Genomic DNA, 15,546 nt, shown 5'->3' with positions numbered 1-15,546 from the left:
GGCACCGCGCCCGCTCGACACCGGATCCAGGAGACCCACATGCGCAGCCTGATCAGCACCGCCTTCATCTCGCTCGACGGCGTCATGGAAGGACCGGGCGGCGAGCCCGGCTACCGGAACTCCGGCTGGACCTTCAAGCAGGTCGAGTTCGTCCCCGAGGCATACGAGATCAAGGGCCGGGAGCAGGAGGAGGCCGCCGCGATGCTCCTGGGCCGCGCCAGCTACGAGGCGTTCAGCCCCGTGTGGCCGAGCATGGCGGAATTCGCCCGCTACAACGCCATGCCCAAGTACGTCGTCTCCAGCACCCTCGCCGAGGACGACCTGGTCGCGGACTGGGGCCACACCACCGTCCTGCGGTCCCTCGACGAGGTGGCGGCGCTGAAGGAGACCGACGGAGGGCCGATCATCGTGCACGGCAGCGCCGCCCTCAACCACAACCTGTCGGACGCGGGTCTGATCGACCGCTACCACCTGCTCGTCTTCCCGCTGCTGCTCGGCGCGGGCAAGCGCCTGTTCAGCGCCACGGACAAGGACGTCCAGCAGCTCAAGCTGGTCGAGCACGACACCTACGCCAACGGCGTGCAGAAGCAGGTCTTCGACGTCGTCCGCGCGGCGGCCTGACCCGGTCGCATCGTCGGCCGACGGTCGCGCGTCCCACGACGCGCGAGCATCGGCCACCTGAATCCGCGCCCGTTCAACCCGGCGCCGGGTCCGGTCGGTACATGTAGCAGACCGCGACCACGGAAGGCTTGGGGATGACGGATCTTGCGTCCTTCGACGAGTTCGTAACCGCGCGCTCGGGGCACCTGCTCCGCGTCGCACACCTGCTCACCGGCGACCACGCGCACGCCGAGGACCTGCTGCAGACCGCACTGGCCAAGTCGTGGACGGCCTGGCGGCGCATCGAAGGCGACCCCGAGCCGTACGTCCGCCGGGTGCTGGCCAACACCTTCAACTCGTGGTGGCGCAGGCGCTGGCACGCCGAGCGCCCCACCGAGCATCTGCCGGAGCTGCCCACCCCGGCGCCGCATGCGGCGATCGAGGAGCGTGACCGGGTGTGGCGGGCGCTGGCCCGGCTGCCCCGCCAGCAGCGCGTGGTGCTCGTGCTGCGCTACTTCGAGGACCTCAGCGAGGCCGACATCGCGGCGGCCCTGAACATCTCGGCGGGGTCGGTGAAGACCCACGCGTCGAAGGGCCTGGCCAAGCTGCGGCTGGACCCGACCCTGCTCGCGTCGGCCGAGTTCGTCGGAGCGCCCGCGAACAACCAGCGCCTGGCCGCGGTGCGGGACCGGGTCGCCCGAAACCGTCGCCGCAAGGTCGGCGCGATCGTGGCGGTGTGCGTCGGGCTGGCGCTGCTCGCGGCGTACGCCCTGGTGCCGCAGTTGGGCAGGCGCGCCCTGCCGGAGCCCGCATTCCCCATCAAGCTGGGGCAGTACCAGCAGGTCAGCCAGGAGGACAGGGACGGCCCGGTCAACGCCGACTACTACCACCTCGGTCCGACCGCGCAGCACAACTACGCGGCCCGGATCGAGCGCGCACTGGTGTGGACGCCGGGCGACCGGACCGAGGCGCTGTTCGTGGCCTGCCGGCAGCACGGCGCCTCGCTGCCCGAGGTGGTCGCCTTCGTCGACGGCCAGCAGGTCAGCCAGGGTCCCTGCGGCAACGTGGAGCTGCCACCGGGCATCTTTCGGACGGTGCTCGACGCGCACGCGCTGAACCTGTCGCCGACCCGGCAGTCCACGGTGTCGATCGTGCTGCGCTGGAACACGCCCGGCCGGCAGACGGACGAGGGGACCGTGGCTGTCGCGATCGGCGCGGCGGTCTCGTTCGAAGAGATCCCGCTGGTCGCCGTGACGCCATCCGCAGACCGGCTGGAGCACGAACTGCGGCCGCACATCGACCCGGCGAAGGTCACCTGGCTGTACGCCGACGGCCCGCACAGCGTGACGCTGACGTGGCGCGGCCCGATGTACGCCCGCGCCCAGGTGCAGACTTCCGGCCGGCTGCGCCTGTCGGTCGACGGCAAGCTGCTGGCCACAGCGGACTTCGGCACCAGCCAGACCCTGGCGGAGGTCGAGCCGAGCGGAGGCGTGGTCATGGTGACCCACCTCGGCCCGACCACGATCACGCTCGGCTCGGCGTACAGCTTCCGCAACGGGGACCGCTTCGACCCCGCCCTCGGCTCGACGATCACGATCTCGATCGATGCGGACCGGATGCCGGGGGACTGGTACGTCGCGATCTACCCGGCAGGAGGCTGAATGCGTTCGCGGGGGGAGCGCGGGGCACGCTCATCCGCGCCGGGTCTCATCCGTGCAAGAATTGCACAGTCTTGCACGGATAACTGGCACAGCTTTGTTTGATACTTGCGATATATCGAGATATCGCCATACGATGCGGCGGTCGTCCGGTGGCGCGCGCCCGGTCGCGGGGCGACGGTTTGGTCCCCTCCCACGAAGGACGTCCCCGTGAAGCTCAAGCTGTTCGCCGTCGCACTGCTCACCGCGGCCGCCACCGTGGCCGCCCCGGCCGCGGCCGCGCAGGCGGCCCCCTGCACCGGCGCGTACTCCATCGCCGCGTACGACGGCAAGGTCCAGATCACCGGCTGGTACGAGTGCGGCGGCCCGTTCCAGCCCGCCTACCTCGTCCTGTGGCGGCACCAGAACGGCAACCTGCAGTTCGTGAACTCGGGCATGGGCACGGTCGTCTACCAGTGCCAGAACACCAACCTGAACACGTACTCCATGGGCGGCCAGATCGTCACCAACCAGACCTTCCAGATGGACGCCTACTGCGGCTGAGCCCGCCTGCCCGGGGCACGCGTTCCCTGCCGGCCTGAGCGGCCGACGCGTGCCCCGGTCACCCGAGCCGGGTGCCCTCCTCGTATCGCCGGCGTGGACGCTCGATCGACCGACTTCCGCTCGTGAACGGGTCCGTCGGCGCGCACCGCCCGGACGCAGATGTGATCAACATCTGCCGCCCGGGAGGTTTACCGCTCCCGGCGTCCGCGGGTATTACCAGCCTGCGCATCCAGCGCGAGCCGCAGGACGGTTGGCATCACGACGGAGGACTACATGGCATCCGCACCCCGCACCGAGCTCGGCCCACGGCCGGCCACGGGCGGTCGTCACGACCTGGTCGTGCTCGCCAACCGGCTGCCGGTCGACCACACCGTCGACGCCGAGGGCCGACCATGCTGGCGGCGCAGCCCCGGTGGTCTCGTCACCGCGCTGCATCCGATCATGAAGCAGCGCGCCGGGGCCTGGATCGGCTGGTCGGGCAGGCCCGGACCCGCGCCCGCCGCCTTCGTGGACGACGACATCCACCTGCATCCGGTGGCCCTGACCGGCGACGAGGTCGAGGGGTACTACGAGGGGCAGTCCAACGCGACGATCTGGCCGCTCTACCACGACGCCGTGGAGCAGCCGACGTTCGACCGGGCGTGGCAGGACCACTATCGCGAGGTCAACCGGCGCTTCGCCGAGGCGGGGGCGCGGGTGGCGGCCCCCGGCGCGCTCGTCTGGGTGCACGACTACCACCTGCAACTGGTGCCCGGGATGCTGCGGGCGCTGCGCCCGGACCTGCGGATCGGCTTCTTCCTGCACATCCCGTTCCCGCCGGTCGAGCTGTTCTGCCAGATGCCGATGCGGGAGGAGATCCTGCGCGGGCTTCTCGGCGCCGACCTGATCGGGTTCCAGCACGCCCAGGGGGCCCGGAACCTCGCCATGCTCGCCGCGGACCTGCTCGGTGCGAAGAGCAACGACCAGGGCATCCGGTACGAGGGCCGCGACGTCGGCGTCGACCCGTTCCCGATCTCCATCGACGTCGCCGAGCAGCAGCGGCTCGGGCTCGACCCCGCGGTCCGGTCCCGGGCGGCGCAGATCCGGCGGGAACTCGGCGCGCCGCGGACGGTGATCCTGGCGGTGGACCGCCTGGACTACACCAAGGGCATCGAGGGCAGGTTGCAGGCGTACCGGGAGCTGCTGGCCGAGCGGCGGCTGGATCCGGCGGACACGGCGATGGTCCAGGTGGCCGTGCCGACCCGGCAGGGGATCGACCAGTACCAGGCGCTGCGCCAGCGGGTGGAGTGCGAGGTCAGCCGGATCAACGGCGAGCACGCCGACATCGGGCGGCTGCCCGTGCACTACCTGCACCAGTCCTTCGACCGGGCGGAGCTGGCCGCGCTGTACCTGGCCGCCGACGTCATGGCGGTGACGCCGCTGCGGGACGGCATGAACCTGGTCGCCAAGGAGTACGTCGCCACCCGCACCGACGGCACGGGCGCGCTGGTGCTCAGCGAGTTCGCGGGCGCTGCGGCCGAACTGCGGGAGGCGTGGCTGGTCAATCCGCACGATGTGGACGCGGTCAAGGACGCGTTCGCCGGTGCCGCGTTCGCGGGCGCGGACGAGCAGGGCCGCCGGATGGCGTCGATGCGGTCGTATCTGCGCGGCCACGACGTGGACGCGTGGGCCACCGGTTTCCTCGACCGGCTCGGTCAGGACGCCGCCGGCTACGACACCCGGACCTCCCGTACGCCCGAAAGCCGGGCGGTATCGAAGTCGGCCGCCTCCTCGACGCGCCCGTCGGCGCCGATCACCTCCAGGCGGCTGGGCGCGTTGGCGCAGGCCGCACCGGCGGCGTGCCGGACCGCCTCGCGCCTGCACTCGTGCACGCCGACCAGCTCGTCGCCGTCGAGCACGTCCCACATCTCGTGATTGGCGACCACGTCGAAGCGTCGCACGTCTCCACCTCCCGCTCGCTGCCACGGTGCCCGCCGCAGGCGGGCACCGTGGGTTCGGCCAGACGCCGCTGCGATACCCGCGGCACGGATCCGGAAACCGGGCGCACCCGTCCGTGCCGCGCTGCCGTAGCGGTTCGTTACCGGGACGTCACAACCGATTCACAACCGTGCGGTCGTAGCCTGATCACGGCCGTCGACGTCCCCAACCCGCCGTCGGACTGGCCGCGGCGAGAAGTGGCGGCCAGGAAAGGCGCCCCGTGATACGACTGCTCCGCCTGCCGTTGCTGACTGCGGCCGCTGCCGCGCTGCTGATGGCGGTCACCATGTTGCCCGGCAGTCCCGCCACCGCACCGGTCCGGCCGGTGAACCAGGTGCTGGGCCTCAGCCCGTCACCCACGTCCGGATGCCCCGGCTGCGTCCAGCCGCTGGACACGCTCTGCTGGGAAGGCCCCCCGCGCTGCATGGTGCCGGTGCTGCGGACACCTCCGCGCAGCACCCCGGTCACGATCCACTACCGGACCGTGGCCATGACGGCCCGGCCGGGGATCGACTACGTCGGCGTCAGCTCGGGAACGCTGGTGATCCAGCCGAACCAGTCCTCGGCCGAGATCGCGATCCAGCTGATACCGAACCCGGGTCTGGCCGAGGACCGGACGTTCGGTGTGGAGCTGTTCGCGGTGTCGGGTGCGGGCGTGGCCAGACCGATGGCGACGGTCACGCTCAGACCTGCGCAGCATTAGTCGGCGGCGGCCTGCCGCAGGAGATCGGCGGCCAGCTCGTCGTGGTGGCGTGCCCGCGGTGAGTGCCCGGCGCGTGCGGCGAGCTGGCCCAGGTCGCGGTGGATCGCGGCGGCCTCGTACGGGTCCGGGGCCAGCTCCCGGGAGGCCAGAGCCCGGCGGAGGTGGTCTTCGGCGGCTGTGGTGAGCCCGGCGGCGAGGTCGATGCGGCCGAGGTGGGCCAGGGCGATCGCCTCCTGGTGCGGGTCGGCGAGCTGCCGGCTGAGGGCCAGCGCCTGGCGGAAGTGCTCGGTCGCCGAGGAGAACCGCTGCCGGGCGAACTCGGTCAGGCCGAGGTTGTTCAGGGTCTCGGCTTCGTAGCGGCGGTCGCCGGCCTGGCGGCGCAGGACCAGCGCGTCGTGGAACCGCGCGGTGGCCAGGTCCCATTCGCCCAGGTCGCGGTGGGCCTGGCCCAGGCCGCCCAGTGCCACGGCTTCCAGCCGCGGGTTGCCGATCTCGCGGCTGGCGGTCAGCGCGCGGCTGAGGTGGTCCAGGGCGAGGTCCGCCCGGCCCATGCGGACGTAGGCGTCGCCCAGGTTGCTCAGCGTCAGCGCGACGCCCAGCGTGTTGCCCTCGGCCAGGTGCAGTGCCAGCGCCTGGCCGTAGGCGTCGACGGCTTCGGCGAAGCGCCTCGCGCTGGCGAGGGTGACCGCGATGTTGTTGCGCACGTGGGCCTCGCCCCGCTTGTCGCCCTGGACGTGCAGGACCTCCAGGGCCTGGTTCAGGGTCGTCAGCGCCTCCTCGAACCGGCGGGTCGTCAGGTATGCCACGCCCAGGCCGCTGCCCATCAGCCCCTCGGCCACCGGGTCTCCGGCGGCGCGGGCGGCCGCCAGGCCCAGCCGGCAGAGCTGGATGCGCTGGGTCCAGTGGCCGCGGGAGTCGAAGAAGCCGGTGACCAGATAGGTCAGCTGCCAGGCCGTGTCGGGGCGGCCGTGTTCCATGGCGCAGGTCAGGACGGGCAGCAGGTTGTCGCGTTCGCCGTCGAGGAAGGACAGGGCGTGGTCGGCCTCGGCCCGGAACGGCAGCGTCGCCGGGGGGTGGCCCACCGCGACGCGGACCCGGTCGCGGCCGCGGTCGACGACCTTGTTGGCGGCGTCGGTGATGGCGAGATACCAGTCGAGGATCCGGTCCGTGATGTCGGCCCGGGCGGCGTCGGGCTCGCCGCGCAGGGCGCATTCGCGGGCGTACAGGCGGATGAGGTCGTGGAAGCGGTAGCGCCCGTTCGCGAACTCCGTGACGAGGTGGACGGCGGCCAGCTCGTCCAGCGCGTGCCGGGCCGCGGTCAGCGACACGTCGGCGGCCGCCGCGGCCAGGTGCGGTCCGAACGTGGTCCCCGGATGCAGGCCCAGCGCGCGGAACACCCGGGCGGTGACGGGCTCCAGGACCTCGTACGTGGTGGCGAAGACCGTCCGCAGGTTGCGGGAGTCGCCGGTCACCGACAGCTCGTCGAGCCGCTCGCCGGTGGTCAGTTCCTCCGTCAGGTCGGCGATGCCCCGCATCGGCCGGGAGGTCAGCTTGGCCGCCGCGATCTGCAGGGCCAGCGGCATGCGGTCGCACAGCTCCACCAGCCGGGCGGCGCTGTCGGGCTCGCGGGCCAGCCGCTGGGAGCCCAGCACGGAGTCCAGCAGGTCCAGCGCCTCGTCGGGGCGCATCGCGTCGAGGTCGACCGCCTTGACCGCGTGGTGGGTCTTCAGCGCGGCCAGCCGGTGGCGGGACGTCACCACCAGCAGCGTGGCGGTGCTGGCCGGCACGAGCGGAAGGACCTGCGCCACGGTGCCGGCGTTGTCGGCCAGGATCAGCATCCGCCGGTCGCGGACCAGCGAGCGGTACAGCCCGACCCGGTCCCGCTCGTCGGCGCCGCCCCGTTCGGGCTGGTCGAGGCTGGCCAGCAGGTGGGCCAGGGCCTCGGCAGGGGAGACCGCGACCGCCGGGTCATGGCCGCGCAGGTCCAGGAACACCTGGCCGTCGGGGAAGTCGGCGGCGGCCCGGTGGCCCCACTGCACGGCCAGGGCGGTCTTGCCCATGCCGGCCGCGCCGGAGATCACCACCACCCGGACCGCGGGATCGGCGGCGACGGCGTCCAGCTGCTCCAACTCGGCGCGGCGGCCGGTGAAGTGCCCCACCGGGCCGGGCAGCTCGGCCGGACGGGGACGCGGCCGGGTGAGCGGCGGCGCCACCGGGACCGGCGGCGGCCCGTGGTGGTCCAGCGCGGGATCGCGGCGCAGCATCTGCACATAGAGGACGGTCAGGTCCGAGCCGGGCTCGGCACCCAGCTCCTCTCGCAGGTGCACCCGCAGCAGGTGGTAGAGGTTGAGCGCGTCGGTGGTTCGGCCGCAGCGGTACAGGGCCAGCAGGGCCAGCCCCACCAGGCGCTCGTGGAACGGGTGCCGGCTCAGCAGGCGCTGGAGCTCGCCGACGGCCACCGTGTGCCGGCCGAGGCGCAGCTCGCCCTCCCACAGGTCGCACAAGGCGGCCAGCCTCACCTCCTGGAGCCGGACCAGCTCTCCCGCGGCCCAGCCGAACGTCTCGGCGCCGGCGAACGCGTCCCCCCGCCACAGGTCCAGCGCCCGGTGCAGGCGGCCCACGGCCGCGGTGTCGGCTCCCTGGGCCAGCTCGCCGCGGGCCAGCGCCACCTCGCGTTCGAACCGGTGCGTGTCCACGGCGGCCGGGTCGATGGCCAGCTGGTAGCCGGAGTCGTTGGTCTGCACCAGGTCGACGAGTCCGCACTCGTCGAGGGCCTGCCGGAGCCGGGCGATGTGGCTGTGCAGCGTCTTCACCGCCGTACGCGGCGGGTCGTCGCCCCACAGGCCGTCGACCAGCCAGGTCCGCGACACGGTGTCGGGTGCGCCGAGCGCCAGCAGTCCGACCAGCGCGGGTTGGCGGTTGCCGGTGAACACGGCGGGTCCGGCGGGCCCGGTCACCTCGATCGGGCCGAGCAGCCGGACGTGGAGCGGCGGTTCGGTCGGAGCGGATCCGGTCGGTGGCACCCGAGCCTCCTTCGCGGCCGCTCGCGCCCGTACGCAAGACAGTCATGGTTGCCGATCTATGTCCTGAGGATAGGTGGTGATCGACAAAGGCGACAACCATCTCGCAGCCGGACGGCAGCCGCCGACTGATAGGAGTCTGCCAATGCGTTGGCGGTCGCCGGCGCAGCACACGGCAGGAGGATCTCCATGAACTCAGAGGATCGGCCCCGGCGGCGACCGGGTCTGCGGCTGGCTGTCGGGGCCGCCCTGACCGCGTTGGCGGTGATCTCGGTGACCGGCGTCGCCGTGGCCGACAGCGGCACCTCGCGGGCCGCTGTCAGCGCCCGCACCGACGCCTACACCCGCGACCAGATCGGCGACACCGGCATCGAGCCCAACCCGTCGGGGCTGCCGTTCTGGGCCAGCCCCGACATCAGGGTCTGCACGACGGCCCTCGGCTGCGCCTCCGACCAGCCCCTGACGGTGGGCGGCACCGCCTACGTCTTCGTCGACATCAACGTGCCCGGCCCGTACGGGACCGGCGTCAGCAACGGGACCCTGAACGTCTACTACACGGTGCTCGGCGGCGCCGCGCAGTGGCCGGCCGACTGGACCCCGATCGGTGCCGTGGCGGTGCCCGCGTCGCCCGGCGTCACCACGGTGACGATCCCCTGGCTCAGCGTGCCGGATGACGGGCCCGCCCCGGGCGCCCACTTCTGCCTGCTGACCCGGTGGGTGTCGCCCACCGACCCGATGACGTTCGAAGGCCCCAACACGGTGGCCAACACCACCGCCAACAACAACATCTCCTGGCACAACCTGGCCCCGATCCCGGTGCCGGCCAACAGCAGCACGGGCACGACCGTGCCCTTCGCCATCGGCAACGTGGCGAACGTGCCGACCGCCAACGACCTCGTCTTCGGCGAGGCTGCCGACCGGCACTTCGAGACCGTGGGCGGCAAGGTCGTGGTCGACCTCGGCGGCCAGCTGTTCCAGCGCTGGCAGCAGGCCGGTGCCAGGGGCACCGGAATCCGGGCCATCGGCGGCACCAAGATCCAGATCCTCGACCTCACCAAGGCGAGGATCGCCGGGCTGACCATCAACCCCGGCGAGCGGCCGCAGGTGCTGCTGACCTTCACCGCCGCCCTCCCGGCGTCGGCGCCCTTCCCGATCACGGTCACCCAGTTCGGGCCCGGCCAGGCAGGGGCGCAGCCGACCGACATCGGCGGCGTCCGGTATGACGTGACCGTCGTCCGCGGTTAGACACGGGCACGTCCAGGATGGAAGCCTCTGCCGGTCAGGGGCTTCCATCATCGCTGGAGGGCCGATGTCCCCACCCGTGCTCGGATCCGACTTCAGGCGACTGTGGCAGGCGTACGCCGTCAGCGCGGCGGGCAGCGCGATCGCGGCGGGCGCGCTGCCACTGGTCGCCGTGCTCGTGCTGGACGCGTCCGCGATGGAGGTGTCCGTACTGGCCGCACTGTCGGCGGCCACGGGTGCCCTGTCGGTGCTCCCGATGAGCCACCGCATCGATCGGCACCGCAAGCGGCCGGTGATGATCGCCGCTGATCTGGTGCGCTTCGCGGTGCTGGCCAGCGTGCCCGCCGCGGCGGTCCTGGACAGGCTCACCTTCGCCCACCTGTACGCCGCCGCCACGGTCCAGGCCGCCGCGGCGATCGTGTTCACCGCGGCGAGCGAGGCGCACCTGAAGGCGCTGGTCGCAGCCGAGCTGCGAGGCGAGGCGAACAGCAGGTTCGAGAGCACGAACTGGCTGGCCCAGAGCGTCGGGCCGCCGGTCGGCGGAGCGCTGGTCGCAGCGTTCGGCGCGACGGCGACCATCCTGGTCGACGCCGTGTCGTTCCTGCTGTCTGCCCTGGGCATCCAGCGGGTACGGCAGCCGGAGACGGCCGTGCCGGCGCCTGCGCACACCACGGCCGTACGCCGGGACGCTGTCGCCGGATGGACCTACATCCTGTCCCACGCGCAACTTCGCCCACTGTTCTGGAACGCGATGCTCTTCGGCGGGGCGGTCATGTGGTGCACGCCCCTGATCGCCGTGTTCATGCTCCGCGACCTGGACCTGAACCCGTGGCAGTACGGCCTCGCGTTCGGCCTGCCCTGCCTGGGTGGGATCGCCGGCGCCCGGCTGATGCCCAGGTTCACACGCCGCCTCGGCGAGCGCGGCACGCTGCTGCTGTTCGGGGTGCTGCGCACGCCCTGGCTGCTGGTGCTCCCACTCGCGTCCCCAGGCACTCCCGGCCTGCTGCTCGTGATCGCCGCCGACGTGGCTCTGCTGTTCGCCGCCGGGGTCTTCAACCCGGCGTTCGTGACATTCAGGATGGACATCACGCAGGACCGGCTGATGGCCCGGGTCGTCAGCGCCTGGCTGATCAGCTCAAGGTCGGTGCAGCCGCTGTTCATGGTCGCCGGTGGCCTGCTCGCCGCAGCCACCTCGGTCCGGCACGCGCTCGCGGTCGGCGGCGCACTGTGTCTGGTCAGCGCGCTGTGCTTGCCCTGGCGCACGGCCCGGCCGCTGCCCGGGGCCGAGGCGTTCGAAGAGGGTGCGCGGCGCACCGACGTCCAGCCGAGGTCTCGGTTCTCTGCTGTGTGAGTCTGCGGGCTTGCAGTCGTATACCGAGGGTGCGCCCTTTCCGCCGTAGACGGCCGGGTCGACGGGGTCGCAATGGCTGGTGATCCAGAGGGCGATCGCCGACCGCCGGTTTCGGCGCGGGTCGAACTGTGCGTAGCGGACCTCTCCCTCGGTGACGAGGCCGGCGAGCCGACCTGCCGTCGGGAACGGCGCGTTGCCGCTGTATCCGCCCATGGTGAAGACCGGCTGCCCGGCCAGGACGTACTGGCCTGCGATCTTGGATCCCTGCGCCGCGACGGTGTAGCGGTGGCCGTGGCGTCGGGCGGCGAGATAGCGGATGAGTTCTGCGGACAGGACCACACCCCCGACCCGTACGCCGTCGGTGTCTTCGACCGCGCCGTCTGACGGCCCGGCGGTCAGGCCGTCGTGGCTCGACGCCGCCCGCACGGTCGGCCCCCCGAAGGCGGCGAAGGCCGCGGCTGCCGCGACGACGGTCGCAGCGAAGCGCACGGCCGGGCGGTGGCCGGCACCGTCGTCGGCGGGAGGCGGGGTCGGGCGGCGTCGGATCAGGAACGTGAGGCCGACGGCGGCGACTGTCGCGGCGACCAGCAGTGTCGCGGGCAGCCAGGGCGGCTGGTCGTGGTCGGCCGCTGCCAGGTGCCATGACCAGGCGGCGGTGCCGACCACCGCGGCCGGGACGGCCCAGCGCAGGTGTGGCCGCCCCCACCAGGACCGCAGGGACACCGCGCCCGCCCCGGCCAGGGCCGCCACGGGCGGGACGACGGCTACGGCGTAGTACTGGTGCGCCATGCTGCCGAAGCTGAACGCTGCCGCGTACACGACCAGCCAGCCCGCCCACAGCAGGTATCCGGCGCGCAGCTGGTCGGTGCGGGGCTCGCGCCACCGCCGAGCGAGCCCCGCGACGAGGCCGAGCAGTGCCAGCGGGTACAGCCAGCCCGCCTTCTCGGCGATCGGTGCCGACAGCATCGTCTTCCAGCCCAGCGCGACGCCGTCTGAGATGTAGCCGCTGGTCCCGTCGCCGAACCGGTGGAGCGCGTTGTAGCCGAACACCATGGTGAGGGGCGAGTTGTCGGCGGTGCCGTCGATGTAGGGCCGGTCGTCGGCGGGCACGAGCAGCACCGCGGCGATCCAGAGACTGGACGCGGCCAGGGCTGTCATCCCGGCCAGCGCGAGGTGCGCCGCTCGCGTCCGCAGGCGCCCGGGTGCCGCGACGAGGTGCAGGATCGCGAGGACCGGCAGCAGCGCCCACGCCTCGGTCATCTTCACCTGGAAGGCCAGGCCCACGGCGAGCCCGCAGCCGAGCAGCGGGGCGAGGCGTCCGGACGTGACGGCCCGGTGCCAGGCGCCGGCGGCGCTGAGCAGGAGCGTGACCAGCAGCATGTCGACGAACTGGCTGCGGGCGAGGAAGACGACGACCGGCGTGGTGGCCAGGGCCACGGCGGCCACCAGCCCGGCGGCGGGGCTGTGCCAGCGGCGGACGAGGTTGTAGAGGACGAAGACCGCTGCCACGGCCGCGATCAGCTGGGGCAGCAGGATCGCCCAGTGGTGGAAGCCGAACAGCCGCGCGGACAGGGCCTGGAGCTGGAAGGCGCCGGGCAGTTTGTCCAGGGTGAAGGTTCCCTCGGGGTCGGAGGCGCCGAACCACCAGGAGCGCCAGCTCGACGACATGCTCAGGACGGCGGGCCCGTAGTACGGATGGAGGCGGGCCGCGTCCAGGCGCCAGCCGTAGCCGGCGCCGGCGAGCGCCGCGACGAGAAGCAGCAGCGGCCGGGCGCCCCGAGGCCGACCACCCGGCGACCACCAGCTTCCGGTCACCGGGCGCTTACCGGGGTCGGTCGCGGCGATCTTCATGAGCCAGAAGGCCAGGGTGGCCTCGGGCGGCTTCTTCATGGCGTATCGCCTGTCGCGGGCCGGTGCGGGTCGGACAGCGGTTCCGGTTGCGGCATGGCAGGTCCCCGTCAGCTGGATCGAAGATGGCAGGTGACTTCTCCTACGCGATGTAGGTTCGTCCTGGTCTGGACAACTGCACAACGGTCCAACCGGTAGCGCCGACCTGGGGACCAATCGTCGGCCTGCCGGCTCGTGCCCGCGAGCGGGTCTCAGGTGAGGCGCGTCCGCAGCAGGTGCGCGCGCTCGGGCGTGCACGCGGCCAGGGCCTCCCGCCACCGCCCCAGCGCGTCCCAGAACGCGCCGGTGGGCGTCTCGGGGGCGAACAGCCACATCAGGTCCTGGTACGACCGGTCGCCGACGATGCGCACGGACTCCCGGTACGGCGCCTCGTCGGTGATGTGGAACCACCGGTAGCCCAGTGGCGCCAGCACCCGCTCCAGCTCCGGCTCGACCCGGCCGGCCAGCACCTCGCACAGGACCCACGGCCGGTGCCTCATGATCGTCTCCGCCGCGCCGGCCAGCACGCTCGGCTCGCTCGTCTCGGTGTCGACCTTGATCACCGCGGGCACCGCGCCGGTGCGCCGGACATAGGAGTCCAGCGTGTCCACGGGGACTTCGAGCTGGTGAGAGGACGTCCGGAAGCCCGCGTGCAGCGAGTTGGAGCTGTCCGAGCGGTCCGACAGGTACAGCGTCGCGGTCCCGGCCCGCGCGCCGAGGGCCAGGGTCTCGGTGGTGTAGCCGAGCCCGTTGTCCTCGGCGAGCCGGCGGGCCACGTCCACCAGCAGCGGGTACGGCTCGAACGCGACGACCGGCCGGTCGGTCATGGCGCCGGCCAGCGCCGCGTAGATGCCGACGTTGGCGCCGACGTCGTAGACGGCACCCGGCCCGGCGACGTCGGTCGCGGCGAGGAAGCAGGCCAGTGCCGACGGCTCGTAGCCTGCCAGGCCGTCGGCGGCGAGGTATCGCGGCACGAGCAGCCGGGCCGGTGCCGTGATGGTGATCAGCGGCGGCCGGTCGGCGGCGGCCCCGGACGAGGGCAGTGCGATCGGCACGGTGACCGAGCCGCTGCCCCGCGGCACCTCGCGGCCGACCGGGCGCGAGCGGCGGCCGCGCCAGATCCGGGCCAGCTCGCGGGTCGCCGTGGCGGCACCGCGGACCGGGGCACGTGTCCAGGCGCCCAGCGCCCGCCCGGCCCGGTAGGCGCCTGAGGACCGGATCCTCCTGGTCTCGGACCTGGCGCCGACGAGGTCCTGGCGTACGTGGCTGAGCCGGCTGTTCAGCTCCGCCACCTGTTGCTTCAGCCGGGCGATGCCGAACTCGGCGACCGCGTGCAGGTTGGCCGGGGCGAGGTCCGCCGACGGTGGCACCCGGGCCACCACCAGGGCGGTCTCGATTCCGTGCACCGCGTCGCACTCGACTCCGGCGACCTGCGTGATCCGGCAGCTCAGCTCCAGGATGAGGTCCAGCAGCCAGTGTCCGGGCAGGTCCTCGGCGTTCCAGCCGAGCAGCAGGACGGCACGCCCGCCGGGCGGGAGCCGCCGCAGCAGGTTCGCCAGGTCGGCGCGGCCGCCGTGGGTGGTGCTGTTCGGGCTCGCCAGGGCCATCAGCGCCGCCGTCGCGCCGATGTCGCAGACCGCTGCCCGGTCGTACCGGCGCAGGTCGAGGCCGTCGGGCAGGGCGAGGTCGAGCTCCACACCGGTGGTGTCGAGCACTTCGTCGATACCCTCAAGATCGATCTTTAGCTGGTGCATGAGCTGCGTCTTTCTCTCCCCAGACCAGGCTATTCGATCAACGGGGTCCGGGGGCCGGACTCGGGCCGTCGGCACCCTGGCCGAGGTCGCGGCGGACAATGGGGTGCGGTGCGCGAGACGGCGGAGCCCGCGGCGGGAGATTTCCTCGGCGGCCTGTCGGATTCGCCGGGCGGTGTTCGTAGCAGCGGTGAGTGGCGGCCGGCCGAGGCCGCCGGGACAAGGAGTCATGGGATGGCGAAGTACCTCATCTCGTTCCCCGACGGTGCGATGACCTTCCCCGACGAGGACCTTCCTGACGTGGCCGCGGCCGTGCGCGCGGTGCGGGCGGCGGCCACGGAGGCCGGTGTGTGGGTCTTCTCGGCGGGCCTGCTCACGCAGGTGCCGAGCGTCGTGGCCACCGACGGGACGGTGACCGACGGGCCCTACCCGGAGGGAAAGGAGCATCTCGGCGGGTTCGCGGTCGTCGAGGTGGCGTCCCGGGCGGAGGCGCTGGCGTGGGCCGCCAGGATCGCCGAGGCCTGCCGCTGCGCGCAGGAGGTCTTCGAGTTGCTGCCCGACCGCTCCGCCTGAGTGCTCGGCCCCGAGCCTGCTCGGCTCCACCCGGTGGTCAGCAGGTGACCTCCGGGTGGGCGCCGGTGTAGTTGAACGGGCCGGCGAGGGCCGTGGCCGCGACCGTGGAGATGTGGTCGCAGTCCGCGGCCGCACCCTTGAGGTCGTCGCGCTGCGTCACGGCGACCACGCCGCTGACGAGCCATACCAGGATCACCAGTATCACGACCCGGCGCATCAGCCACCCCCCTGGCCAGGGTAT

General features: G+C 72.6%; 11 protein-coding genes and 1 pseudogene. 8 read left to right on the top strand and 4 right to left on the bottom strand.

The window, feature by feature from the left end:
• Positions 1 to 39 precede the first annotated feature (39 nt).
• The 5 genes from Cs7R123_RS04085 to Cs7R123_RS04065 all read left to right on the top strand — a co-directional run bounded on the left by Cs7R123_RS04085 (position 40) and on the right by Cs7R123_RS04065 (position 5,481).
• On the top strand, positions 40 to 621 hold the full coding sequence (locus Cs7R123_RS04085; RefSeq protein WP_212823509.1) for a dihydrofolate reductase family protein: 582 nt from the start codon (positions 40 to 42) through the stop codon (positions 619 to 621).
• A gap of 134 nt (positions 622 to 755) precedes the next feature.
• The gene (locus tag Cs7R123_RS40975) at positions 756 to 2,261 is read left to right on the top strand and encodes a SigE family RNA polymerase sigma factor (RefSeq protein WP_212823507.1); all 1,506 of its coding nucleotides are present in this window, start codon (positions 756 to 758) and stop codon (positions 2,259 to 2,261) included.
• Positions 2,262 to 2,468: 207 nt separating this feature from the next.
• Positions 2,469 to 2,801, top strand: coding sequence for a hypothetical protein (locus Cs7R123_RS04075; RefSeq protein ID WP_212823505.1), 333 nt, complete (start codon positions 2,469 to 2,471; stop codon positions 2,799 to 2,801).
• Positions 2,802 to 3,074: 273 nt separating this feature from the next.
• Positions 3,075 to 4,715, top strand: coding sequence for a trehalose-6-phosphate synthase (locus Cs7R123_RS04070; protein WP_212823503.1), 1,641 nt, complete (start codon positions 3,075 to 3,077; stop codon positions 4,713 to 4,715).
• A 283-nt stretch (positions 4,716 to 4,998) separates the two neighbouring features.
• Positions 4,999 to 5,481, top strand: a complete 483-nt coding sequence (locus tag Cs7R123_RS04065; RefSeq protein ID WP_212823502.1) for a Calx-beta domain-containing protein — start codon at positions 4,999 to 5,001, stop codon at positions 5,479 to 5,481.
• Here the strand turns inward: Cs7R123_RS04065 and Cs7R123_RS04060 are convergent.
• Complete coding sequence (locus tag Cs7R123_RS04060; protein WP_212823501.1) at positions 5,478 to 8,504, bottom strand: tetratricopeptide repeat protein; 3,027 nt, start codon at positions 8,502 to 8,504, stop codon at positions 5,478 to 5,480. The genes Cs7R123_RS04065 and Cs7R123_RS04060 overlap by 4 nt on opposite strands.
• Positions 8,505 to 8,690: 186 nt before the next feature.
• On the opposite strand from Cs7R123_RS04060, the gene Cs7R123_RS04055 reads away from it, so the two are divergent.
• Complete coding sequence (locus Cs7R123_RS04055) at positions 8,691 to 9,746, top strand: hypothetical protein (protein ID WP_212823500.1); 1,056 nt, start codon at positions 8,691 to 8,693, stop codon at positions 9,744 to 9,746.
• 64 nt (positions 9,747 to 9,810) lie between these two features.
• Entirely contained in the window at positions 9,811 to 11,094 is a 1,284-nt protein-coding gene (locus tag Cs7R123_RS04050) for an MFS transporter (RefSeq protein ID WP_212823499.1), read from the top strand.
• A gap of 1,143 nt (positions 11,095 to 12,237) precedes the next feature.
• Here the strand turns inward: Cs7R123_RS04050 and Cs7R123_RS39970 are convergent.
• Both Cs7R123_RS39970 and Cs7R123_RS04045 read right to left on the bottom strand, forming a co-directional pair.
• Positions 12,238 to 12,762: pseudogene (locus Cs7R123_RS39970) on the bottom strand (glycosyltransferase family 39 protein); the annotation flags it as partial.
• A gap of 431 nt (positions 12,763 to 13,193) precedes the next feature.
• Positions 13,194 to 14,735: an FkbM family methyltransferase gene (locus tag Cs7R123_RS04045; RefSeq protein ID WP_212823498.1), complete on the bottom strand. Its 1,542-nt coding sequence runs from the start codon at positions 14,733 to 14,735 to the stop codon at positions 13,194 to 13,196.
• 231 nt (positions 14,736 to 14,966) lie between these two features.
• On the opposite strand from Cs7R123_RS04045, the gene Cs7R123_RS04040 reads away from it, so the two are divergent.
• On the top strand, positions 14,967 to 15,305 hold the full coding sequence (locus tag Cs7R123_RS04040; RefSeq protein ID WP_212823497.1) for a YciI family protein: 339 nt from the start codon (positions 14,967 to 14,969) through the stop codon (positions 15,303 to 15,305).
• A 37-nt stretch (positions 15,306 to 15,342) separates the two neighbouring features.
• Here the strand turns inward: Cs7R123_RS04040 and Cs7R123_RS04035 are convergent, their stop codons facing one another.
• Positions 15,343 to 15,522, bottom strand: a complete 180-nt coding sequence (locus Cs7R123_RS04035) for a hypothetical protein (RefSeq protein ID WP_212823495.1) — start codon at positions 15,520 to 15,522, stop codon at positions 15,343 to 15,345.
• Positions 15,523 to 15,546: the final 24 nt, after the last annotated feature.

The sequence above is a fragment of the Catellatospora sp. TT07R-123 genome, from assembly GCF_018327705.1.
GTDB lineage: Bacteria > Actinomycetota > Actinomycetes > Mycobacteriales > Micromonosporaceae > Catellatospora.
This window is presented reverse-complemented; position numbering and strand designations above follow the sequence as displayed.

Bases quoted from the DNA above. Each gene is read 5' to 3' on its own strand.
- Cs7R123_RS04085 (WP_212823509.1), top strand. From the start codon at position 40: ATGCGCAGCCTGATCAGCACCGCCTTCATCTCGCTCGACGGCGTCATG.
- Cs7R123_RS40975 (WP_212823507.1), top strand. From the start codon at position 756: ATGACGGATCTTGCGTCCTTCGACGAGTTCGTAACCGCGCGCTCGGGG.
- Cs7R123_RS04070 (WP_212823503.1), top strand. From the start codon at position 3,075: ATGGCATCCGCACCCCGCACCGAGCTCGGCCCACGGCCGGCCACGGGC.
- Cs7R123_RS04055 (WP_212823500.1), top strand. From the start codon at position 8,691: ATGAACTCAGAGGATCGGCCCCGGCGGCGACCGGGTCTGCGGCTGGCT.
- Cs7R123_RS04050 (WP_212823499.1), top strand. From the start codon at position 9,811: ATGTCCCCACCCGTGCTCGGATCCGACTTCAGGCGACTGTGGCAGGCG.
- Cs7R123_RS04045 (WP_212823498.1), bottom strand. From the start codon at position 14,735: ATGCACCAGCTAAAGATCGATCTTGAGGGTATCGACGAAGTGCTCGAC.
- Cs7R123_RS04040 (WP_212823497.1), top strand. From the start codon at position 14,967: ATGGCGAAGTACCTCATCTCGTTCCCCGACGGTGCGATGACCTTCCCC.
- Cs7R123_RS04035 (WP_212823495.1), bottom strand. From the start codon at position 15,522: ATGCGCCGGGTCGTGATACTGGTGATCCTGGTATGGCTCGTCAGCGGC.